This is a genomic window from Flavobacterium sp. P21 (assembly GCF_050632225.1).
Lineage (GTDB): Bacteria > Bacteroidota > Bacteroidia > Flavobacteriales > Flavobacteriaceae > Flavobacterium.
In genome coordinates this window covers 4,419,785-4,444,153 of sequence record NZ_CP192585.1, presented here as the reverse complement: position 1 = coordinate 4,444,153, position 24,369 = coordinate 4,419,785, and the positions used below count along the sequence as shown (strand labels likewise).

Sequence of the window (24,369 nt, the reverse complement as noted above, 5' to 3'; positions counted from 1 at the left end):
CGTTTTTAAAGTCAAATGTTTTGTTTTTTCTTCCAATAAAAATAAACTGAAAGCACATTAATAGTTGCCAAAAGCCATAAAACAGGACTAGTAAAAAAGCTGTAATAACTTCTTCCATTTGGTATTTCTACAAAAGGAACGGTTATCAAAACATCCAAGATTAAAGCGGTTGCCGACATTGCAATTCCAAGTAGCAAACCATTTGTCTGAGAATTTTTTCTGAAATAGATTTTAGCTCCACAAATCCCAAAAAATACAATTCCACACATAACAATTAACGATTGAAGCCAGAAGAATTCCTTTATAAACGGAATTTGATCCAAAATGTAAAACGAAATACTGACCAAAATCCAAACCAATATGCCAGATAAAGTCGCTCTAAAATAATTCATTTCTCTGGTTTTAGGAATTCCAAATTCCGGTTTTGGCTGTCTCTTTCGCATAAGCGCTGAAATCTTTTGCTTTTCGGCCTAAAACTTTTTCGATATCCGAAGTTATATTCGAATTTCGTCCATCCAAAACTTGTTCAAATAAATAATTTACAAGCCAAATATGATCTTCTGGAACCTGATATTCTTTCAGCATCTGTGTGTATTCTTCTAAAGTCAATCCTTGAAATGTGATATTTCTGCCACTGGCTTCGGCGATTTCACTAACCGCTTCTTTAAAAGTCAATAATCTTGGCCCTGTTAATTCATAGGTTTCTGAATTATGTTTGTCGTTTAAAAGAGATTCCAAAACTACATCAGCAATATCATCTGCATCGGTAAAAGGTTCAAGTGCTTCGGCTCTTGGCAAAGCAACGATTCCGACTAATATTGGATCAAGAAAAAGCTTTCGCTAAAATTTTGATTGAACCAGCTTGCACGAACGATTGTCCAATTTTTGGCATTTTCTTTTACGATTTCTTCACAAAGTTGTGCTTCTTTTTCGCCTCTTCCAGATAATAAAACCATTTTTTGAACTCCCGATTTTGTTGCCAAAACAGTAAATTTCTGAATCGTTTCGACCGCCGAAGGAATTGCTAAATCGGGCTGAAAAGTAATGTAAACGGTTTCAATGTCTTGCAGAACATTTTCCCAAGTTTGTGGATTTTCCCAATCAAAAGGAATTTTTTCATTTCTCGAACCTAAACGAATTTCAACATCTGAGTTGTTTTTTAATCTTTCAATTACTCTGCGTCCCGTTTTCCCGTTCGAACCCAAGACTAAAATTTTCTTTTTGCTCATATCAATATTCTTTAAATGATTACTGATACAAAGTTGATTAGATTAAAAATCAATCATTTGTCGCAAAAGAATTATGATTTGTTTGAAAGGAATTGAAACCGAACTTCATTTGGGCGCATCCCGAATTTTTTGTTGAAAGCATTTGAAAACGAACTCAAACTTTCGTAACCTACTTCCCAAGCGGCTTCTTGAACTGTTTTTTCGCTTTCGCGAAGCAATTCATATGCTTTATGAAGGCGTTCTTCTTGTACATATTTGAAAACTGGAATGCCAAAAAGTTCTTTAAAATTCTTTTTGAGTTTGTTGCTGTTCAAACCTACCATTTGCGATAATTGTATAATCGATGGCGGTTTAGAGTAATGTGTAGTTACAATTTCTTTGGCTTTATACAATTTGTTTTTGTCAATTTCAGAAAAATCAATTTTGGCATCGGTGCTTAAAAGCGCAAAAAAATGTGCCAAAAGTTCGTTGACTTGGCTTCTCAAAAATAATAATCGCGTATTTCCGGTGTAAGTTGTGTTGAATATTTTTTGAACTGCCAATTGCATGTCGAGCGTCATATAATATGATGGTCCTTCTACAAAATGTTCTTTCGGATGCAATAGTTCTGGAAGGTATTTTTCAAAAATTTCTTTTTCGGCTTCAGGAAGTGCGCTTAGATGTTTCGGTTTGGTGAAAATACTAATGGATTGCAAAGGTTTGTCGGGTTCAATTTTATGTGAGAATTCGACTTTCTGATTTCCGAAAAAACAAATCGCCAAACCGGTCGTATTTGTCAAATATTTTGTCTGATTATTGTGCTTGATTTCCAATTCAACATTGCCCGATCCGTAAAATGCAAATCCAACTGCGTCGCCGTCAATTTCACATCTTTGAATTATAGTTTTTGTTGTATTCGATTGTTCAATCAAAACGATAAAGTCATTCAATTCTATGATATCTGTTGTCATTTGATATTGCTGTTTTTTGAGAATTGTTTAAGAGAAAAAACTCATTTTTATTTCTTTCCTCAGATTTAGAAATTAGACTTTAAACAATTCTTAATTTTTGTAAATTGTTTAAAATTAAATAATTAGTTTTATTTTTCAATTTGATTTTTTTAGACTCCGACCTTTTTGAATCTTAAAATGAGACTTCAAATGCCACTTTTTGTAACACTTTTACAGATGAAATTTTGCTCATTTTCGAGTTTGCTGTTGATAACTGTTTTTTTTAATCGAAGAATAAAAGCGATTTTTCCTGTTGACAACTTTATTTAGATTCTTTTTAAATAACTGGTTTGTCGAGGGTTATAGATTTAAAATGAGCTGTTGATAAATACTTTTTTAACAAATAAAAAATTGCATTTTTTCCTGTTGATAATTGCTTCGATTTTTAACACGAAATGGAAAGTAAAACAAAAATGCCTGGCTTAAATTTGTAAGTATCGAGATGTAAAAATACCTCTTCAAATCGTCATTTCGTATCCAAACATTATTCATCGTTAATATTATATATTATGTCCATATTTGATAAAAGAATCAATTATAAGCCTTTTGAATACCCGGAAGTACTACAATTTACTGAAGCTATAAATAAAGCGTACTGGGTTCATACAGAGGTTGATTTTACTGCTGACACACAAGATTTTCATTCGCATTTGTCGCCAGCTGAAAAAACAGCAATCAAAAACAGTTTATTAGCAATTGCCCAGATAGAAGTGGCAGTGAAAAGTTTTTGGGGAAATATTTATGAGCATTTTCCAAAGCCTGAATTTAATGGTCTAGGAACGACTTTCGCCGAATGTGAATTCAGACATTCTGAGGCGTATTCCCGTTTGCTGGAAGTTTTAGGATATAATGATGAATTCGAAAAATTATTAGACGTTCCAGTAATCCGCAAGCGTGTCGATTATCTTTCTAATGTTTTAAAAGATACACGCTCGCAGGATAACAAGAAATACATGGTTTCGCTGATTTTGTTTAGTATTCTGATTGAAAATGTATCGCTTTTCAGTCAGTTTGCGATTTTGCTTTCGTTTACGAGATTCAAAGGTTACATGAAAAATGTGAGCAATATTATTGCTTGGACTTCAATTGATGAGCAAATTCATGCTAACGGAGGAATTTTTATCATCAATAAAATACGCGAAGAATTCCCTGATTATTTTGATGATACTACTTTATTGACAATTAGAGATACTGTTAAATATTCGATCGATGTAGAATCGGATATTTTGGATTGGATTTTTGAAGATGGTGAAATCGAATCAATCAAAAAAACGGATTTGGTTAATTTTATGAAATTCAGATTAGATGAAAGTCTGAAACAAATTGGAATTCCAACCGTATTTGATGTTTCGGCAGAAGATTATAAAGCGATGTTGTGGTTTGAAGAAGAAGTTTTTGCCAACAGTCTGGATGATTTCTTCGCAAAAAGACCAGTAGAATATACAAAACATGATAAGAGTATAACGGCAAATGATTTGTTCTAAAAGCATAAAATGATGAATGTAATAGATATAAATGAAGAAAGCAGACCGATGAGCGAAGCTGGAAATAAAATGTGGTGGAAAAACTCAGAAAGTGAACAAATCTTAAACCGAGGTTATCTTCTAAAAGGCGAAACGGTTGAAGGTGCAATTGATAGAATTTGCACGGCGCGACGAAAAAGACTTTATAAACCAGAATTGAAAGAATCTTTTGTCGAAATGATTGAGCGTGGCTGGATGAGCATCAGTTCGCCAGTTTGGGCTAATATGGGTACAGAGCGTGGCTTGCCAATTTCGTGTTTCAATGTTCATATTCCAGATAAAATTGAAGGCATTACGCATAAGCTTGGTGAAGTTATTATGCAGACGAAAATTGGTGGTGGAACTTCGGGTTATTTTGGTGAAATGCGAGGAAGAGGAAGTGCCGTAACCGATAACGGAAAAAGTAGTGGAGCTGTAAGTTTCATGAAACTTTTTGACACTGCAATGGATACGATTTCGCAAGGCGGTGTGCGTCGTGGGGCATTTGCGGCATATTTAGATGTGGATCATCCAGATATTGAAGAATTTTTGAAAATAAAGAGCATTGGAAATCCAATTCAGAACTTGTTTACCGGAATTTGCGTTCCTGATTATTGGATGCAGGAAATGATTGACGGCGACATCGAAAAACGACAAATTTGGGCGAAAGTTCTAGAAAGCCGTCAGCAAAAAGGATTGCCTTATATTTTTTTCAGCGATAACGTAAACAAAAACAAACCGCAAGTTTATAAAGATAAAAACCTTCGCATTAATGCAAGTAATTTATGCAGTGAAATTATGCTTCCATCAGATTTTGATGAATCGTTTATTTGCTGTCTTTCATCAATGAATTTGGAGCTTTATGATGAATGGAAAGATACTGAAGCCGTAAAATTGGCGATATTTTTCTTGGATGCTGTTTTGCAAGAATTCATCGAAAAAACAGAAGGCAATTATTATCTTTCTGTCGCGAATAAATTTGCAAAAAGGCATCGTGCTTTAGGTTTAGGCGTTTTAGGATGGCATTCGTATTTGCAAAAAAATATGATTCCGTTTGAAGGTTTGGAAGCCAAAATGAAAACGACAGAAATTTTCAAACACATCAGCGATAAAGCCGATAAAGCAACACAGGATTTAGCTAGGATTTATGGTGAGCCAGAGTTGTTGAAAGGTTACGGAAGAAGAAATACGACAACAATGGCCATTGCGCCAACAACATCGTCATCGGCAATTTTAGGGCAAACTTCGCCTGGAATTGAGCCTTTCAGTAGTAATTATTATAAGGCTGGTTTGAGCAAAGGAAATTTCATGCGTAAAAATAAATATTTGAAAAAACTGCTTGAAGACAAAGGCCTTGATAACGAAGAAGTTTGGAGAGGAATTATGCTAAATGGAGGAAGCGTGCAACACATGGAACAGTTGACCCAAACTGAAAAAGATGTTTTTAAAACCTTTAAAGAAATCAGTCAGCTTGAGATTGTGCAACAAGTCGCGATTCGTCAAAAATTTGTAGATCAAGGGCAAAGCTTAAATCTTAATATTCCTGCAGAATTGCCAATTAAAGAAGTAAATCGTTTAATGATAGAATCTTGGCAACTCGGAATCAAAAGCTTGTATTATCAGAGAAGCCAGAGTGTTTCGAAAGAATTGGTTACAAGTTTGGTTACCTGCGGCAGTTGCGAATCTTAAAAATCTAAAATCGGAAGTTTCTTCCGATTTTTTTGTCCCCAATATTCTAAAAATAAGCGTCAAAAAATATAGTAAAGCTTTTTTTACTAATTTCTAAAAGTCACTTTCGCTCAAATTTACGATTTAAGAAATTGGCTACGGTATTTTAGCTATTATTAATAAAAAAATGATTTTATCTTAACAGAGGGCAGTTTGAAAAATCCGTTTTTAAAATCTAAAAAATTAGATAAAGTCAAATTTTTTAGATTTTTCAGTTTATGAAATTGTCAAATTTATAGCGATTCGAGTCTTTAATCAAATTATTAGAATAATGTCAACAGCGTGTTGCATGATCGGGCAAATTAGGATTATTAGATAATATTATTAAGTTTGTTGCGAATTATTCAATTTCCCTAAAGCCATAAAATTGCCATCGTTATCCTCAAATCAAGATAAAATTTTAATAGATCGTCTTCGCTCTGGAGATGAATCGGCGTTGACGGAATTGTATAATACATTTTGGCAGGCACTTTTTATTTCGGCTTATAATATCATAAAAGACAAAGAATTGTGCGAAGATATTATTCAGGATATCTTCATGAACATTTGGCACAATCGCGAAAAATTGGAAATCCATATTTCTTTAAAAGGTTATATGTATGCCTGCGCGCGTTATCAAGTTTTTAATCATTTAAAAAAGAATAAAGACAAAATCAAGGTCGAGCTTTTTGATGATTTAGAAAAACGTTTTCAATATACAACACCCGAAACACAGTTGATGCATGAAGAATTAGTGCAACAACTTAATTTGATTATTGAGACACTTCCAGAAAAATGTCAGGCTGTTTATAAACTGAGCCGCGAAGAACAACTCAGTCATAAAGAAATTGCTGAACTTCTGAATATTTCAACCAAAACAGTCGAAAATCACATTACAAAAGCACTTCAAACGATCCGTTTGTCAATGGGAAGCTCATTGGGCACAGCGATGATTTTATGGCTTTCTGAAAATCTTTAAAAGAAAACAAAAAATGATTGCCGATTATAAGCCTAAAGCATTGAATTTTCTACTTTCTGGCGAGGCTTTTCTTAAAAGATTAAAAAAAATCAAAAAAATACAATTTGGACTAGGGGGTAAATGTCTTTTTAGATACTTACCTAATATACTCCTGCATTAATAATAAAAAAAATGAAAAAAGAAGAATTCTTAACGTTATTAAACAGATATCTTTCTGGCGATACGAATCGGGAGGAGAATAAGCAATTGTTGCATTTTTATGAAAGTTTTCAAACTTCAGAAGAATGGGATGATGCATTAGGACCAAAAGAAGAAATTCAGAGCAAAATGCTTAATCGGATTCAAAAGACAATAAAATCTGAAGAAACAAAAGTTATTCCGTTAAGGCCATTTTATTCTACAACAAGTTTTAAAGTTGCGGTTGCGGCTTCAGTGGCGATGTTGATTTCAATTTCGTTGTTATTCAACACAGGGAAAAATACGAGACAAAATATTCCAGTTGTTGCTCATAAAAATATTTTGATTGGAAGCGATAAAGCAACATTGACTCTAGAAGACGGATCTGTTATTGAATTGAAAAAAGGAGAATCCTACAATCAAGGAAACGCAACTAGTAATGGAGAAAAATTAATTTATAACGGTAAAAATAATACTGCAACGATAGCAAATAATTTTTTAACGATTCCGAGAGGAGGACAGTTTTTTGTTCAGTTGGCCGATAGCACCAAAGTTTGGCTGAACTCAGAATCACAATTAAAATACCCGGTTGCTTTTGTTGATGGCGAAATCAGACAAGTTGAATTGGTGTATGGAGAAGCTTATTTTGAAGTATCGCCAAGTACGAAACACAAAGGCTCGAAGTTTAAAGTAAAAACCCAAATGCAAAATGTTGAGGTTATTGGTACCGAATTTAATATCAAAGCCTACAAAGACGAAACAGCTATTTATACCACATTAGTACAAGGAAAAGTGGCGGTAAGCAATGCCACTGCGAAAGAAATTTTAGCACCAAGCCAACAATCACGAATCAGCAAGAGCGATGACCATATTTCAATTGCTGAAGTTGATGTTTACAACGAAATTTCGTGGAGAAAAGGATTGTTTGTTTTTAAAGGAATGCCTCTTAAAGATATCGCAAAAGTATTGTCAAGATGGTATGATGTTGATATTGAGTTCGCAAATCCAGCACTTGGAAATGTAAGATTTAATGGAGTCTTGAATAAAAATCAAAAATTAGAAGACATATTGACCACGATCAAGAATATTAATTTCATTAATGCCTATGAGAAAAAAGACAATAAGATTATAATTAAATAAAAAGAAAAGGGATTAAAGTTCAGACCTCTCACCGTACCGCACTTCATCCCTTTCTGTGTATTAATCAATTAATCATTTTTTAACAACCAACCAATTAACATGTAAATTTATGAAATTTAAATTAACCAGCGCTTATTTCTATATTAGAAATAGGCTAATTATTAACATTATGAGAACTTTTATCTTCTTGTTTTGTACAACAATTTTTGGTTTTTCTCCAGCAAATTTATTTTCACAAAACACAAAAGTTGTAATTGCGGCTGATAAAACAGTAACTGTTGACGAAGTTTTTGATATTATCAAACAACAAACAGATTACACTTTTATTTATCAGGAAGATTTATTTAAAAAATTGCCTAAAGTACATTTGAAAAAGGGCAAAATTAAAGTAAATGACTTATTAGAAGCCAGTTTCCCTAATAAAGATTTCGATTTTAGTTTGTCAAGTGGAAATACAATTTTAGTTAGAAAACTTCCAAAAGAAAACGTAGCCGTTTTTCAGTCTAAATATATTGAAATTAAAGGTATTGTTACCAATGAAAAAAATGAGCCTCTGCCAGGTGTAAACATAAAAGTAAAGAACAGTACTGTAGCTACTCAAACTGATTTTGACGGAAAATATGTGATCAAAGCTCCAGAAGATGGTCATCTTTTGTTTACCTACATTGGACATTTGGCACAAATAATCCCAGTTGATAAAAGAAAAGTTATTAATATCGTTTTGCGGCAACAAACCAAAGAACTTGGTGGTGTGACCATAAATACAGGGGTTACAGTTCGTAAAAAAGAATTAATTACGGGAGCAGTTTCTACTTATAGAGGTGAGGAGTTGAGACAGGTTTCGACACAAAATGTTGTGCAGGCTTTAAAAACTTTAGATCCTTCTTTTATGGTTTTGAACAACAATATTGCAGGTTCAAATCCAAATGTTTTGCCGGTTATTGAAGTGAGAGGACAGACTAGTTTATCTGTAAATCAGGTAAATGATCGTTTTAAAGAAGATCCGAATCAACCATTATTTATTTTGGACGGATTCCCAACAACGCTACAGCAGGTTGTTGATTTAGATATAAACAGAATTGCAAACATTACGCTTCTTAAAGATGCTCGCTTCAACAGCATTATACGGTTCACGTTCTGCAAATGGAGTTGTTGTTATTGAAACAAATAAGCCGGTTGCAGGAAAATTACAAATTTCTTATGTCTATAATTCATCTTATGAATTGGCAGATTTAAGTGTTTATAATTTAATGAATGCTGAACAGAAATTAGAATTCGAAAGACTTTCTAAAGCGTATGTAGTACCACGTCTTGGCGACTATGCCGTGCAATATAAATGGGACCAAATTTATAACAAACGTCTGGCAGATGTGCGTCGCGGTGTTGATACGTATTGGCTGAACGAACCAATTCAAATGGGAATTACTTCTGGACACAGTTTAGCCATTGGGGGAGGATCAGACGAATTTAGATTTAATCTTGCTGGAAATTATAAATCTTTGTCAGGAACTATGAAAGGTTCTGAACATAATACATGGGGATATAATGCAAATTTAATTTATAGAAAGAAAAGAATAAGCTTCAATAATAACTTCTTTATTTCGGGTGGAAATAATCAGGAATCGCCTTATGGTTCTTTTTCTACTTGGGCAAAAGCGAGTCCTTATTACGAAAAATATAATGAAAACGGAGTTCCAACACGTTACTTAGACGGAACTAATATACCAGTTGGAAACCCAATCGTGAATGATTATGTAAATCAGGAAGAAAACCCTTTGTATAATGTTCGTTTAAACAGCTTCGACAAAGGTGTAGATTTTAATTTTACAAACAACTTTGCTGTAAATTATGATGTTAATCCTCATATCAAAACAACTGCCGCAATTTCAGTTTCAAGATTACAGACTACATCGACTAAATTTATTTCGCCAGATGACACACAATTTATTTCAGATATTCCAACAGAAAAAGGAAGTTATAAAAGAACAGATTATCTGACCAATAAATGGAACGGAAATATTGGAGGAACATATTCAAATGTTTTCAATAATGTTCACTCGCTTAATTATACTTTGAGAGCTTCTGCATTAGAAACAAGATATGGTTATTATGGTTCAACTTTAAGAGGATTTCCGTTAGGAGTTCCGGGTAATCCTAATTTCGCTTTTGGATTTGAAGTCAATTCAAAACCATCAAATTATAGCGAAATGGTGCGAAGCGTCGATTTAACCAATCAGCTGAACTATGCTTACAACAGAAAATATTTGCTTGATTTAACGCACACGATTTCTGGAGCAACCAATTTTGGAACAAATAAAAAATATTCACCTTACTATGGTATTGGTCTTGGATGGAATATGAACTATGAGTTTAACATGAATGAAGATATAGTGAATATCTTGAAACTTCGTGCAAATTATGGTCAAACCGGAAATCAGAATCTTGTGGGATTTGCTTCTCATGACATTTATACTTATGATGATGATACAAATATTTTTGGTGCGGGATTAAATGTTTCGCAATTAGCGAATGTCGATTTAGAGCCTCAAAAGACAAAAGATTTGTCTTTAGGATTAGATTTGGCAATGTTTAGAAACAGGCTTACTGCTACTTTTGGAGCATACAGACGTAGAACTTCTCCACAAATTGTTGCGATTGATCTTGTCGCTTCAACCGGAGTTACTGCTTACCCGTTGAACATTGGTTACATCACAACGCAAGGTCTTGAGCTTAAAGCAAATTACACTATTATAAGTAATCCAAAGGCTAATTTATTTTGGGCTGTTGGCTTGACAGCAACTACAAACGAAAACGAATTAGGCGGTTTCAATAATGCTTTGGCTTCATTAAATGATGCCGCTAAAAAAACGACCAGCCTTACAAGATTTTATGATGGAGCAAGCACAAACGACCTTTGGGCAGTACCTTCATTAGGAATCGATCCTGCTACAGGAAGAGAAGTTTTCTTGAAGAAAAATGGTGAAACTACATTTATCTTAGATAAAAATGATGAACGAATCATGGGGAACTCAAGAGAAATTGCAACTGGAGTTTTTTCTACAAGTGTTAATTACGGAAACTTCAGCTTAGGCGTATTTATCCGCTATAGTTTTGGAGCAGATCAATTTAACACTGCTTTATATGATAAAGTTGAAAACATCAGCTCAAGCAATATCTTTGATAATCAAGATGCAAGAGCCTTTACAGATAGATGGACAACTCCGGGGCAAATGGCACAATTTAAAGCAATCAGCTTGACAAATAATACTCCAATTTCTTCTCGATTCATTCAAAAAGCAGATTATATCTCAGGAGAATCTCTTCGTTTAGGATATCGCGTAACCAATAGAGCTTGGCTTAATAAATCAGGTTTGGCAGGTTTAGGATTTAATGCTTACGCAAATGAGTTTTTTAGAGTTTCTACGATAAAAGCAGAGCGAGGTATTGAGTATCCTTTTTCAAGAATTTATTCTTTAAGTCTAAACGTATCATTTTAATACAGCAATTATGAAACAGTATTTAAATAAAATAGCATGCATTATTTTGATTTCATTGACGGCGACAAGCTGTAGTGATTTCTTGGATGTAACGCCTCAGGATAAAATTTTAGAAAGCCAAATATTTGAAAATGAAGCCGGAATGCAAAATGTGCACAACGGACTTTATTTGAGTCTTGTATCTGATGAACTATACGGACGCCAGCTTACCATGGATGCAGTAGAAATTTTAGGACAGCAGTACAATATGACAAGCAATGTTTCTAAAAGTAAAATCGCATCTTACGCTTATACAGAAAGCCATCCCAAAGCTGTGTTTTCTACTATTTGGGAAGCAGGATATAAAACTATTTTGTATGCTAACAAGTTTTTAGAAAGCATGGATGAACATGCCGGAATTGTTTCCAAAGAAAAAGCCGATCTTTTAAAAGGAGAAGCTATCGGAATTAGAGCAATGGTGCATTTTGATATGTTGCGTTTATACGGGCCAATTTATAAAGTTGATCCATCTCTTCAAGCAATTCCGTATTATGATTCTCCTGTTACAGCAAACCAGCCTTTGATTTCAGCCAAAGATGTTGTTGCTAAGATTCTGGCAGATTTGGACAAAGCTTTAGAATTGCTTCAAAAAGATCCAATTCTTACTTCAGGAAAATACAATGCGACAGCAGATTTTGATGCGAATCCATATTATTCGGCAAACAGAGGTCTGCGTATGAATTATTTGGCTGTAAAATGTCTTAAAGCTCGTGTGTTATTATATTCTGGAGATAAAACGGGCGCATCTGCAGTTGCAAATGAAGTTATTAATTTTACAAAAACGACGACATTTTTTCCTTGGACTCCATTTTTAGAAGCTACAAATGCGACAAATCCTGACCGAATTTTTTCATCTGAAAACTTTTTCGCTTTAAGCGATTACAGATTATATGCAAAACAAAAAGCTTTATTTGATTATAATTTGGCAGATGGAGCTATTTATGCGCCTTTATTGAGCCGATTAACAGCTGTTTTTGAATCAAATGATAATGATTACCGAAGCTTGCCAAGCTGGAAAGTTCCTGTTGTTGGAGGAAAAACGCAAAAGACATTTTATAAATATGAAGATGTAGTAAATAAAGATAAGCTTTTCCGTTTACAGATTCCTATGTTTAGACTTTCAGAGATGTACCTGATTGCCGCAGAAACAGCACCGGTACCAGCAGATGGAATTGCTTTTTTGAATACGCTTCGTTTCAATCGTGGTTTAGCAAATTTAGCGGCTACTGCAAATGTTACTACAGAAGTTACAAAAGAGTATAAAAAAGAATTTATAGGGGAGGGACAGTTGTTTTTTTATTACAAAAGAATCAACAGTACTACGATTCCTAACGGTTCAGCGACTTCTGGAAATCTGACTATGGGAGCACTGCAATATGTTGTGCCATTACCAGAGATTGAAGTTAATTTCCAATAATTTAAAACAAAGTAACATGAAAAAAATATTCATTTTAAGCATATTGTTTTTATCGATTTTAGGTTTTGCTTCATGTGATCATGAAGAAATTGCAACATATTCAGGAGTTAACAGCGTTTATTTTGCGCCTTCTGTTTTCGGAATTTCTGATGGAGCAACGACAACCGTAACCGATAGCGTAGGATTTACTTTTGCTCTAGAAAAACCTGTGATTGTTGGTAAAACTTATAATCTTCCAATTCAGGTACAAGGAAATAGTAGCGATGTTGACAGAAAAGTAAAAGTAGTTGTTGATCCAAAAAGTACAGCTATTGCCGGAACTCACTTTGAAATTCCACAAGATTTTGTTATTCCTGCCGGGAAAGTAGTAAATGATCTTCCTATTAAGATTTACAGAACTGAAGATATGAAGAAAAACAGCTTTTTGCTGATTTTGAATTTAGAAGAAAACGAATCATTCAAGACTGAAATGAAAAGCAAAGAAATAAATGTACTGACACATAAAAGAATCAGCTTTATTACTTTCAAACTTTCTTTTGATGATAAATTAACGCGACCTATTGGCTGGTATGCACCATATCTAGGCGTTTTTACGGCAAAGAAATTTTTCTTGATGTGTGATTTGATTCATTTGGATCCGGCGATTTTCAATCAGAAATTAGGAGGTCCTGGACTTGCCATTGCTGATTTCATGTATTACCAAGCTTTTATGAAACGTTATTTGGCTGACCAAAAAGCATCGGGCAACACTATTTATGAAGAGGACGGAAAAGAAATGATCTTTCCTTAAAAATCATTTTGTAAATTTTAAAAAGAGAACATTATGTTAAAAAATATAAAGATTCAATTTATTCTGTCACTGATGCTGGTTTTAACCTATAGTTGTGCAGAAGATGAAGGGAATTATGAGTATAATGCAATAAATGAAATACACGCGACAGGTATCGAGCAATCATACACGGTTTATACGGGAGATAACTTTAAAATTACGCCTAATTTAAATGCAACTTTAGATGATAGCAAAGATCCAGACCGCTATAGTTATGAATGGGTAGCACTCAATCCCTCTAAACTTTTATTAGAATCAAAAACATTAATAGCAACGACTAAAAATTTCGATGGAGTAGTAAAGTTAGCTCCGGGAAGTTATAATGTCTATTATTTAGTAAAAGACAAAGTTACAGGCGTTACTTGGCGACAAGAACCTTTTAAGCTAAATGTGGTTTCGGCTATTTATGAGGGTTGGCTTTTAATTGGAGATGTTAATAATAAAGCACGTTTAGATATGATTTCTATCATACCAGGCGTTGCGCGACCACGTATTATTACAGATGTTTTAGATGCGAGTGGTTCAGCATTAAAATTAACGGGAAAAGCAGTTGATGTTTCTTGTTTTTCTCAGGCATTGTCGACTTCTGCGACCTATGGAGTTTATGTAACAACAACAGAAAATGGTACTGCCAGAATAGATCCAGATTCTTTTGGATGGGCACAGTCGCAAAATATTGCTTATGAAACCGTTGGAGGTGCATTGCCAACTAATTTTGGAGTCGATTTTATGAAATCACCAATTGGGGGAGAGAACTTTCTTTACACCAAAGGAGATATTTATTATTTCTATCGTGCATTTAATATAAAATACGGTTTGCCTCAAAATATAATGGAAACGGCAACAAAAACTTTTTATGCCGCACCATTTATTGCTGAAAACAGAGGCTCATCAGGTGCACCGGTTTTTTATGATCAAAATGCGCGTCGTTTCGTTCGTTTCAATTATTCAAAAGGAAATTGTTCGACAATGCCGCCTGTAGTACCTTCTGAAACAGTTTTAGATTGGAATAATACTAATTCTGATTTGATTTATATGACTACATCAAATTATAACGACTTAGAGAATTTTGCCGTTCTAAAAAATATTGCGACTGGAAAATACAATTTGTTGCGCTTTTCAAGAGGTTTGATTCAGAGTTATTACAAAGAAATTTTGAACGCTCCAGAATTTGACAAAGCAACAAAATTTGCAGTAAGCCCAGATTCAGGATATTTGTTTTATGCAGTTGGAGGCAAGGTTTATGAATATGACAACGGAACTCAATTGGCTAAATTAATGATTAATAAAGGTGTTGAAGAGATAACTTATATTGGTTTTATTAGCAATGCGAAAGATGGTGCCAACAAAAAATTGATTGTTGGAAGTTACGGAACATCGGGCACAATGGAACTTTATACAGTTCCTCCAGTAAACGGCGATTTAATATTAACAAATAAATATGAAGGCCTTTGCAAAATCGTTGATGTTGCATTCAGAGCCAGATAATCTAATTACTCTAAAACGAAACCGGATGAAGCGCGAAATTCATTCTTCATTCGGTTTCTTAAAAAACCACATTTTATGAAACGTTTTTTTAAAATCGCAAGTGCAGTTTTGTCGCTTGCCAGCTCTTCTATTGCCTTAAATGCACAGACAAATCCAGCTGATGATAGTTGGGAACTTGCTAAAAAACAAGCACAAAAGGAGAAAAAGTTAATTTTTGTCGATTTGTATTTTACGGGCTGTATGCCGTGCGCGCAAATGGACAAAGATGTTTTTCCTGATCCTAAAGTTGCCAGTGTTTTGAATGCAGATTTCGTGACTTTCAAATCGGATATTTTGAAAGAAGAAATTGGTAAAAAGTTATGCATGAAATATGGTGTTACTGGATTTCCAACTTTTTTATTAATGAATTCTGATGGAAAAATTATTGATATAGAAACCGGCTTTCAAAGCGTAGAACAGTTAACGACACTTTTGCAAAAGTCAAAAGAAAACGCAAAAAAAGGAATATTCAAAAAGTACAGTCCACAAATTCAGGAAAAAGAGTATCCGGAATTTTATGCACAGGCTTATTTAGCAAATAAGAGAAATGTTTCTTTTGAAACTGCTGATGCGTATTTAAAAGCGCAACCTTCATTAACAGCTGAAGTTCCTTTCGTAATTATTACGGGATTAAGAATTGGTCGTCAATACGATGATTTCTTTTTAAAAATGCAAAAGAACTTTACAAAGATTATGGAACAGCAAGTGTTACAAATCATGTATTTACCATTTTGCAACGCAAGAAAAAGAGTTTGAAAAAACGAATGATTTAGCTGGTTTCAAAAAGCTTTTGGAAGAAATGAAACCGCTTTATTCTGCAGAAGATTGGACAAAATTTGAAGAGATTTTATTGAAAGATTTTGGAGTTCAAAAAACTTCGAACAATCCTTATACTTTACAAAAGTAATTCGAAATGAAAAAGATATTCTTGTTTTCAATAATGATTTTTGGATACTCGGTTTGCGCTCAAAACAGCGTTCAAAAAGTTATTGAATCTTTTGAAAAAGCCTTTCAGAATAAAAATTACAGCGAAATAAAAAATCTTCTAGCGCCTGAATTTACTGTAGGTGCTGGAGATTCTTCTTCAAATGAATTTTACCTTAACAGTATTTTCAAAGCTTTCCCGGTTTTAGATTCTATTCAAATAGGAAAATCGGTGACAATTAAAAACGAGACTTTTGTTTTGGCCGATTTTTGTTTTAAAGGAAAAGAAAAGAAACCAACTCAAATTGTTTTCAATTCAGATAATAAAATCTTGTATGTGACTTTTTTTGATGGTTTGTACAAAGTCGACCGACATGCCACTGTAAAAGAAGTAGCCAGTATTCCGTTTGAAATAATTGAAAACGGAATCGCCATCAAAATCAAATTAAACAAAGCCGATCGTGAGTTTTTAATGCTTTTTGATACAGGCGCAGACGGAATGGCGTTGAATCCTGACAGCGCTTACAAAGCTGGAGTTGTGGTGACAAAAAGCAAATCTGCATCTGTAGTTGGTGGAAGTCAGCAAGTACAATATTCGGCAGACAATACCATTTATATTGGCGATCAAGTTTTAAAAAACCAAGGTTTGGTTATTTTTCCAAAACATGGCGTTTACGATGGATTGTTTGGAGCCAATTTGCTTCGCAATTATATCACTTCGGTCAATTTTGATACGATGACGATTGATCTTTACAATTTCGGAAATTTCAATTATTGGGGAAAAGCAAAGCCATTAGTTTTTGATTATAAATCGGGGCTTCCGGTAGTAAAAATGAATCTGACTTTTGAAGACAAAAAATCGGTCGAAGGCAATTTCACTTTTGATACTGGAGCAGGTTATGATTTAATTGCGTATGGACCTTTTAATCATAAAAATAATCTCGAAACAAGTTTAAAAACAGAATACACTTCGGTAAATTATAGTTTAGGAAAGCAAACCAAAATTGTGGGTGGCGCAATTCCGAATGTTGCAATTAATGGGAATAATTTTCCAAATGTAACAATTGCGCTTCAGGAATATGACGAAGCCAATAAAAGTTGGGCTTTCGCCGATGGATCACTCGGAATCGATTTAATCAAACGTTTCAATTTTACCATCGATGTGCTCGCACAAAACCGTTTATCTGGAACCAAATAAAAACTTCAAAAAAAGATCTTCATTTTATTTCGCCGGACTCGATCTGGATTTTGACGAAAACCAGAATCTTTTGGTAAAACGAATTATCGATCAACAGAATGAAGATTTAAAGAAAGTAAAAATTGGAGCAAAAGTCACTCAAATAAACGATTTTGAAGCCAAAGAATTATTGAATCCAGAAAATCTTAAAAAGCTGAAAGAAAGCAAAGAAAGCAAAGATTTGATTATCGAACAAGGTGATCAGTCGCTTCGAATTTCAATTTAAACATCAAACAAAAAACAAATAAATATCATGAAAAAACACATTTTTTATTTCATTTTGACCGTGTTTACGGCTCAAATGAGTTTTGCCAAGAGCATTTCAGAATATGCAGTGATAAAAGGAATCATTTCGATCCCAGATTTTATTGCAAAAGAAGTTACGCTTTACAATGTTGAAGAAGGAAAGCCAGCCGTTGTCGCTACCGCTAAAGTTAACTCATTGGGGGAGTTTGGCTTTATGACACCAGTTTCAGTCGCTGGCTTTTATTATGTGGATTACGGACAATTTAAATCTAGAAATCAATTAATTCGTTTGTATTTAGAACCAAAATTGGACATTAATTTGGTAATCAATAAAGAGAATTATGTTTTAAGCGGAAAAAACGTTGGACAGAATGTCTTGGTTCAAAAAGCGAATGAAATTTATAATGAATTTGCGCCATTTTCAAGACTTGGAACAAATATTACTTACGTAGATTTTTATCCTTGGATTGATAAAGGTATTGCTAAAGCCAATGAATTTTCTAAATCAATAAAAACTAAAGATGCTCGCATTTGACAAGCTTTTAAAATTAGCCGTTGCAACAGATGTTGAAGAACTTACGTATACTTTTTTCAGAATGCCAAGAAGCGCATTTCCTGATAAAAATGATCGTCCAGCTGTAATAAAAACTTGGGAAACAGATAAAAAATTCACAGATCCAGATTTGTTGAAATTGCAAAACGGAGTTTCTTTGATGTCAAATTATTTCTTTTATGTAAGTATGAACAGCGCCACTCCTGCAAAGCGTTTGGACATAGCAGAAGCAATTACACATATTACAGATCCGGCTTTAAAAGATGTTTATTTGCGCGATGCGGTAGCAACTTCAAGAATGAAAATCGAAGAATATGAAAAAGTGGCACCAAGCATTAAACCTTACATGATCTCAGTCGCGAGCAAAACATTTTTAGTAGAATACGAAAAAGTGCTTCATAAAAACGTAGGTCAAAAAGGACTTGAATTCACATACAATGATATCAACGACAAACCAGTTTCGTTTTCAGATTTTAAAGGTAAATTTGTTTACATCGATTTATGGGCAACTTGGTGCGGACCTTGTAAAGCGGAGATTCCGCATATGAAAAAAATCGAAGAAGATTATCACGGAAAAAATATTGTGTTCGTAAGTCTTTCATTAGATAAACCAAAAGACGCTCAAAAATGGAAAGACTTTGTTACTAAAGAACAATTAAAAGGAATTCAGTTAATGGCAGATAAAGATTTTAGTTCTGATGTAGCTAAAAATTACGATGTAAATGCGATTCCAAGATTTTTATTGTTTGATACAAAAGGAAATATCATCAATGCCGATGCGCTTCGTCCGTCAAATCCGGAATTGAGAGTGCAGTTGGATAAATTATTGAAAGGTTAAAATAAGACTAGACAGGCTAATTTGACTATTAAAAAAATGAGATTTTTATTATTGTCCGTTATATTTTTTCCCTTGGTTATGCTTTCGCAGAATTTGGAAAAAATTAAAAACTCAGATACTGTTTATGTTTATTTCAAAAGAGATAAAAATCAGTTTTCTAATTCAAATAATAATATAAAACCAGACGATTTAAATTATTATTATGTTTTTGGATATAATGGTAAATATCAATTAGCAATGACCTTTATGCATCATTATCAAGTTGCTCCTCAAGAAATAAAGGTTAAAAAATCGTTTCTTAAAAAGAAAAAAGATGTAATTATTACATATGAATTTTTGACGAAATATAATTTGGCAGAAGCAACGGAATTAATTGGCAATAAAAAGCAAGTTTATCTAATTGATGAAGATGATATTGGCTGGTTTAGTCTAAAATTAAAGGAAGTTAAAGTTATAGGAACAGTTCCTCAGAGCATAGAATAATAATTAATAAAGTTCTAATAAAATATCAATGAAAAAAATATCTATAGTCTTTTTGTTCTTGATAGGTTTTTTGCCTTTTTCACAAGCCCAAAATTACAAAGGAAGCGACCCAATTGCAGTCAACCAAAAAATAAAAAAGGAGTTCTGCCAAACGGAATGACGTATTATATTTATCCAACTGATGTAAATAAAAATACGGCAAGTTATTACATTATTCAAAATGTTGGCTCGATTTTAGAAAACGACCAGCAGAAAGGTTTGGCGCATTTTCTGGAACATATGGCTTTCAACGGAACCAAGCATTTTGAAGGAAAAGGAATCTTGAATACACTTCAAAAACAAGGAGCCGTTTTCGGGAAAAATATAAATGCATATACAAGTACGGATGAAACAGTTTATAACCTAGATAATATTCCATCAAAAGATGGAAGTGTTGTTGATACGTGCTTGCTGGTTTTGCACGATTGGTCAAATTTTTTGTCGCTGACGAATGAAGAAATCGATGCTGAACGCGGCGTTATTACCGAAGAATGGCGTACAAGACAAAATGCCCGCGCCAGAATTTACAATCAGCTGGCGCCTTATTATTACAACAATTCGCTTTATGCAGACCGCATGCCGATTGGCGATATGGAAATCATTAAAAATTTTAAATATCAGGTTTTAAAGGATTTTTATAAAGATTGGTATCGTCCGGATTTACAGGCAATCGCCATTGTTGGAGATATCAATTCAGATGAAGTAGAAGCGAAAATCAAAAAACTTTTTGCAGATATTCCGACGCCTCAAAATCCTAAAAATCGTTTTGAAATCGCGATTCCAGAAAGAGTGGAACCAACTTTCAAATTGGCTTTGGATAAAGAAATTTCGGCTTCAAATATCACTTTTATGGTTCGCCATACGGCCGAAAAAGCCACTGGAACTTTTGCCGATTTAGAAAAATCGACACAAAGAAGTATTGCTTTTGAAATCATAAACAATCGTTTGTCAGAAATGGCACAAAAGCAAGAATGTCCTTTTAAAGGTGCACAAATTGGTTATCAGAAATATTCACGTCTGAATGATGTTTTTATCGTGAGTTTGAGTCCAAAACCAGGAAAACAAGCGGAAGCCTTTACAGCTGTTATGAATGAATGGGTTCGTGCGTATAAATTTGGTTTTTCAACCGGAGAAATCGAAAGAGCTTCTAAAGAAACGATTTCTGGATACGAAAATTATTTAGAAAAACTAAATGAGATTCCGCACAAACAAGTTATCGGAATGGTGAAAGATGATTATTTGAATCACGAAGTAATTGCAGATCCTACAGTAGAATTTGAAATGACAAAAAGCATTTTGAAAAATATTGACAGCAAAATTCTTCAGGAACAAATTTCAAAATTATACACAAAAGAAAACCGTGTTGTAACGGTTACAGGTGTAGAAGGAGAGGAGAATTTAATACAGGAAAAAGCATTTGATATCATTCAGAAAGCTGAAAATGATACTTCGCTACAGCCATACGTAGATACTTTTGTGGCTAAGTCACTTATGGATGGAACCGATTTAAAGCCTGGAAAAATTGTAGCAGAAAAAGAAACGAAAGAAATTGGTGCAACTACCTATATTTTGAGCAATGGCGTAAAAGTGCATTACAAATTTGCTGATAAAAACAAAAAATCAGTAACTCTATATGCCGATAGTTTTGGCGGAACCTCCTTGTATGATGGAAAAGACCTTCCGTCAGCGCAACGTTTTACAGATCTTGCTACGATGTCAGGAGTTGGATTATTTTCGGTTACTGATTTAGAAAAGATGCTGAAAGGTAAAATTGCAAGTTGTACCCCAATGATTACTCCAATGTCAGAAGCGATTTCTGCTTCAGCTAATGTTAAAGACATTGAAACGATGATGCAGTTAGTTTATCTACGTTTTGAAAAACCAAGATTTGAACAGACACAATTTTCTTTAATGAAAGAAAGATTTCAGAATTTTTTAAAGAATAAAGAAAAAGACATTAATTCTAAAATGAATGATAGTACATCTGTAGCTATCTATGGAAAAAACAATCCTAAAATGCCTCTTCTCAATCAAGAATATATTGATAATTTATCTTTTGATAAAATGAAGGCCATTTATGAAGATCGTTTTTCTGATATTTCGAATTTTGAATTCACTATTGTGGGAGATGTAACGCCTGAAGTTTTAAAACCTTTATTAGAAAAATATATTGCCAGCATTGATGGCGTTAAGCGTAAAGAAGGATATAAAGACAACAGAGCAAAATGGATTTCTGGCAAAATAAACAAGGTGGTTTTTATAAAAATGGAAACCCCAAAAAGTGCTGTAAAAATCAACTATACAAAAGCATATCCTTATTCTGAAAAGAATAAAATTTTAGCATCGTTTTTTGGTGATATTTTGACTTTAAGATACACAGAAAGTCTACGTGAAAAAGAAGGTGGTACTTATGGTGCTTATGTTCAATGTCTTTCGACAAAATATCCTGCTCCAACTACTAAACTTGAAATTTCATTTGACTGTGATGCAAACAGAGTAGATCATTTAATGCCAATCGTTTATCAGGAAATAGATAAAGTGAAAAAAGGTGAAATTGCTTCTGAAGATATTGAGAAAACCAGAACCAATTATTTGAAAACGAAAGCTGATAGTAAAAATTTTAATAAATATACATACGATTTGGTTTACTACTATTTTAGAGAAAATCTCAATATGGATGACCCTAAAAATTACGAAAATATTGTAAAATCAATTACGGCAAAAGATATTCAGGATTTTGCGAATTCGTTTTTAAACAAAGCCGATTCGTATGAAATCGTTTTCAAACCATTAAAATAATTTGAGAAATCTTAATTACCAGAATTTAATTTGTACTTCCGTAATCAATTGATATTTTGAATTAGTAAGCATTATTAGTTGTAATATCGGAATTTACGAGAGGGTTGTTTTTTGCTATTCAGCCCTCTTTTCTAAAATTTTACCCATGAACAAGAACATATTTTTAGTGAGTCTGCTGTTGTTGTTTACAATAATGGTAAAGGCTCAGATTTATACTCCCATTAAGTGGAAAACCAGTGTCGAAAAGATTTCGGATACTGAATACGAATTGCAGGCAAAAGCAACTTTAGACACAGGTTGGCATTTATACAGCCAGGAAGTTTCTGACGGAGGCCCAATTCCGACTCATTTTACTTTTGCTAAAACTCCAGATTTTCAATTGATTGGAAGTGTAAAAGAAGAAAAAGGAAAAACCATAAATGATCCTGTTTTCAAAATGTCGATTAAGTTTTTTGAAAAAGAAACGACCTTTAGGCAACGAATAAAAAACATCGGAAACAAACCTTTTAAAATCAAAGCTGAGGTTGAATATATGGTTTGCAACGATGAAAATTGTCTTCCGCCGAGTTATGATGAACTTGAATTTTCTGTAAGCCCGTCCATAACAACAGTTGCCTCTGCTAAAGAAATTATTTCTGAGGCAAAGCCAGAAAAGATAGTGTCTGATTCAGCTACAGTCGATGAAGTTCAACCGGAAACAATTGTTGCAAAAGAATCAATTACAACCGTAAAACCAGTCATTACAAAAAAGAAAAGCAAAGCCGAATTAGATAGTTTATGGACGATTTTTATATTGTCATTTTTCTCTGGTTTTGCCGCTTTGCTTACGCCGTGCGTTTTTCCGATGATTCCAATGACGGTTAGTTTTTTTACGAAACAAAGCAAAACCAAATCACAAGGAATCAGAAAAGCTGTTTTTTACGGAATCTTTATTATCACGATTTATATTTTTCTTGGTGCAGTCGTGACCTGGGCTTTTGGTGCCGATTCGCTGAATGCGCTTTCGACAAATGTTTGGTTTAATTTGATTTTTTTCGTGCTTTTATTGGTTTTCGCCATGTCATTTTTAGGAGCGTTTGAAATCATGCTACCAAATTCATTAGCCAATAAAGTGGACAGTCAGGCAGATCGAGGAGGAATTATCGGGATTTTGTTTATGGCTTTGGCTTTGGCAATTGTTTCATTTTCATGTACAGGCCCAATCGTAGGAACTTTATTGGTCGAAGCGGCTTCAAGAGGTGGTGTTGCACCTTTTGTGGGAATGTTTGGATTTTCGTTGGCTTTAGCCTTGCCTTTTACTTTGTTTGCGGCTTTTCCGGGTTGGTTGAATTCATTGCCAAAATCGGGTGGATGGTTGAATTCAGTAAAAGTGTTTTTAGGCTTTTTAGAATTGGCTTTAGCCTTTAAATTTTTATCTAATGCCGATTTGGTTTTGCAATTGCATTGGCTGGAAAGAGAAACATTCTTAGCCATCTGGATTGCGATTTTTGCAGTGCTGAGTTTGTATTTGTTTGGAAAAATCCAATTGCCGCACGACAGTCCGTTACCGCATATCAGCGTCGGAAGATTAAGTCTCGGAATTGTTGTTCTGTCATTCACCATTTATTTAATTCCGGGTATTTGGGGCGCTCCATTAAAATTAATCAGTGGTTTTCCGCCACCGTTGAATTATAGTGAAATTCCGAGTGGCTTAGGAACAAACTCAGATGAATTGACTGCAAAATTGCCGGAAGGAGCTGAATTTGGTCCGCATAACATTATCGCTTTTACCGATTATGATTTAGGAATGGCCTACGCCAAAAAAATGCGCAAGCCCGTAATGATTGATTTTACAGGACATGCTTGCGTAAATTGCAGAAAAATGGAAGATAATGTTTGGTCTGACCAAAAGGTGCTTAAAGTCTTGAAAGAAGATGTTGTTCTGATTTCGCTTTATGTCGATGATAAAAGAGAATTGCCTCAAAACGAACAAGTGGTTTCTGAATTGACAGGAAAAAAATAAAATACATCGGACAGAAATGGAGTGAATTCCAAACCGTTACATACAAAACCAATGCACAGCCTTTTTATGTATTGGTAAATAATGAAGGCGAAACTTTGAATGAAACTTCGGCATATAATCCTGATATTGAGGATTATTTAAGTTGGTTGCAAAGTGGAGTTTCGAATTTTAAAAATAGTTTTAATTAATTTTTATTTATTGTTACCCAAGGTTAAA

At 33.9% G+C, this 24,369-nt stretch carries 20 protein-coding genes and 1 pseudogene; 17 read left to right on the top strand and 4 right to left on the bottom strand.

Annotation, left to right across the window (positions count from 1 at the left end; genetic code table 11):
- Positions 1-11: 11 nt before the first annotated feature.
- The 4 genes from ACQ9BO_RS22265 to ACQ9BO_RS22250 all read right to left on the bottom strand — a co-directional run bounded on the left by ACQ9BO_RS22265 (position 12) and on the right by ACQ9BO_RS22250 (position 2,179).
- Positions 12-443, bottom strand: a complete 432-nt coding sequence (locus ACQ9BO_RS22265; protein WP_431242523.1) for a DUF5367 family protein — start codon at positions 441-443, stop codon at positions 12-14.
- Positions 403-798 carry a hypothetical protein gene (locus ACQ9BO_RS22260; RefSeq protein WP_431242522.1) on the bottom strand — a complete coding sequence of 132 codons (396 nt, stop codon included), beginning with the start codon at positions 796-798 and terminating at the stop codon, positions 403-405. The genes ACQ9BO_RS22265 and ACQ9BO_RS22260 overlap by 41 nt, the downstream gene beginning before the upstream one ends.
- A 14-nt stretch (positions 799-812) precedes the next feature.
- A complete protein-coding gene (locus ACQ9BO_RS22255) occupies positions 813-1,229 on the bottom strand; it encodes an SDR family oxidoreductase (RefSeq protein WP_431242521.1) in 417 nt (138 codons plus the stop codon).
- Between the two features lie 71 nt (positions 1,230-1,300).
- The gene (locus ACQ9BO_RS22250; RefSeq protein ID WP_431242520.1) at positions 1,301-2,179 is read right to left on the bottom strand and encodes a helix-turn-helix domain-containing protein; all 879 of its coding nucleotides are present in this window, start codon (positions 2,177-2,179) and stop codon (positions 1,301-1,303) included.
- Between the two features lie 548 nt (positions 2,180-2,727).
- Here ACQ9BO_RS22250 and ACQ9BO_RS22245 point away from each other — a divergent pair.
- The 17 genes and pseudogenes from ACQ9BO_RS22245 to ACQ9BO_RS22165 all read left to right on the top strand — a co-directional run bounded on the left by ACQ9BO_RS22245 (position 2,728) and on the right by ACQ9BO_RS22165 (position 24,341).
- Entirely contained in the window at positions 2,728-3,702 is a 975-nt protein-coding gene (locus ACQ9BO_RS22245; RefSeq protein ID WP_431242519.1) for a ribonucleotide-diphosphate reductase subunit beta, read from the top strand.
- A 12-nt stretch (positions 3,703-3,714) separates the two neighbouring features.
- Positions 3,715-5,409: a ribonucleoside-diphosphate reductase subunit alpha gene (locus tag ACQ9BO_RS22240; RefSeq protein WP_431245188.1), complete on the top strand. Its 1,695-nt coding sequence runs from the start codon at positions 3,715-3,717 to the stop codon at positions 5,407-5,409.
- 406 nt (positions 5,410-5,815) lie between these two features.
- A complete protein-coding gene (locus ACQ9BO_RS22235) occupies positions 5,816-6,406 on the top strand; it encodes an RNA polymerase sigma factor (protein WP_431242518.1) in 591 nt (196 codons plus the stop codon).
- 171 nt (positions 6,407-6,577) lie between these two features.
- Positions 6,578-7,723 (top strand): FecR domain-containing protein, encoded by a 1,146-nt coding sequence (locus tag ACQ9BO_RS22230; RefSeq protein WP_431242517.1) that lies wholly within the window; start codon positions 6,578-6,580, stop codon positions 7,721-7,723.
- A 169-nt stretch (positions 7,724-7,892) separates the two neighbouring features.
- A complete protein-coding gene (locus tag ACQ9BO_RS22225) occupies positions 7,893-8,885 on the top strand; it encodes a carboxypeptidase-like regulatory domain-containing protein (protein WP_431242516.1) in 993 nt (330 codons plus the stop codon).
- A complete protein-coding gene (locus ACQ9BO_RS22220; protein WP_431242515.1) occupies positions 8,827-11,220 on the top strand; it encodes a hypothetical protein in 2,394 nt (797 codons plus the stop codon). Before ACQ9BO_RS22225 ends, ACQ9BO_RS22220 begins: the two co-directional genes overlap by 59 nt.
- Positions 11,221-11,230: 10 nt before the next feature.
- Positions 11,231-12,676 (top strand): RagB/SusD family nutrient uptake outer membrane protein, encoded by a 1,446-nt coding sequence (locus tag ACQ9BO_RS22215; protein ID WP_431242514.1) that lies wholly within the window; start codon positions 11,231-11,233, stop codon positions 12,674-12,676.
- A gap of 16 nt (positions 12,677-12,692) precedes the next feature.
- On the top strand, positions 12,693-13,466 hold the full coding sequence (locus ACQ9BO_RS22210) for a DUF4843 domain-containing protein (protein ID WP_431242513.1): 774 nt from the start codon (positions 12,693-12,695) through the stop codon (positions 13,464-13,466).
- A gap of 33 nt (positions 13,467-13,499) precedes the next feature.
- The gene (locus tag ACQ9BO_RS22205; RefSeq protein ID WP_431242512.1) at positions 13,500-14,993 is read left to right on the top strand and encodes a PKD-like family lipoprotein; all 1,494 of its coding nucleotides are present in this window, start codon (positions 13,500-13,502) and stop codon (positions 14,991-14,993) included.
- Positions 14,994-15,068: 75 nt separating this feature from the next.
- Entirely contained in the window at positions 15,069-15,788 is a 720-nt protein-coding gene (locus ACQ9BO_RS22200; RefSeq protein ID WP_431242511.1) for a thioredoxin fold domain-containing protein, read from the top strand.
- A 157-nt stretch (positions 15,789-15,945) separates the two neighbouring features.
- Entirely contained in the window at positions 15,946-17,154 is a 1,209-nt protein-coding gene (locus ACQ9BO_RS22195) for a retropepsin-like aspartic protease (RefSeq protein WP_431242510.1), read from the top strand.
- A complete protein-coding gene (locus tag ACQ9BO_RS22190) occupies positions 17,117-17,419 on the top strand; it encodes a hypothetical protein (RefSeq protein ID WP_431242509.1) in 303 nt (100 codons plus the stop codon). Before ACQ9BO_RS22195 ends, ACQ9BO_RS22190 begins: the two co-directional genes overlap by 38 nt.
- Before the next feature lie 27 nt (positions 17,420-17,446).
- Positions 17,447-17,974, top strand: coding sequence for a hypothetical protein (locus ACQ9BO_RS22185; protein ID WP_431242508.1), 528 nt, complete (start codon positions 17,447-17,449; stop codon positions 17,972-17,974).
- The gene (locus ACQ9BO_RS22180) at positions 17,961-18,830 is read left to right on the top strand and encodes a TlpA family protein disulfide reductase (protein ID WP_431242507.1); all 870 of its coding nucleotides are present in this window, start codon (positions 17,961-17,963) and stop codon (positions 18,828-18,830) included. The genes ACQ9BO_RS22185 and ACQ9BO_RS22180 overlap by 14 nt, the downstream gene beginning before the upstream one ends.
- Positions 18,831-18,923: 93 nt before the next feature.
- Positions 18,924-19,313, top strand: a complete 390-nt coding sequence (locus ACQ9BO_RS22175) for a hypothetical protein (protein WP_431242506.1) — start codon at positions 18,924-18,926, stop codon at positions 19,311-19,313.
- A 156-nt stretch (positions 19,314-19,469) separates the two neighbouring features.
- A complete protein-coding gene (locus tag ACQ9BO_RS22170) occupies positions 19,470-22,151 on the top strand; it encodes a M16 family metallopeptidase (protein WP_431242505.1) in 2,682 nt (893 codons plus the stop codon).
- Between the two features lie 145 nt (positions 22,152-22,296).
- Positions 22,297-24,341 (top strand): annotated as a pseudogene (locus ACQ9BO_RS22165) (cytochrome c biogenesis protein CcdA).
- The last annotated feature ends 28 nt before the right edge of the window (positions 24,342-24,369 follow it).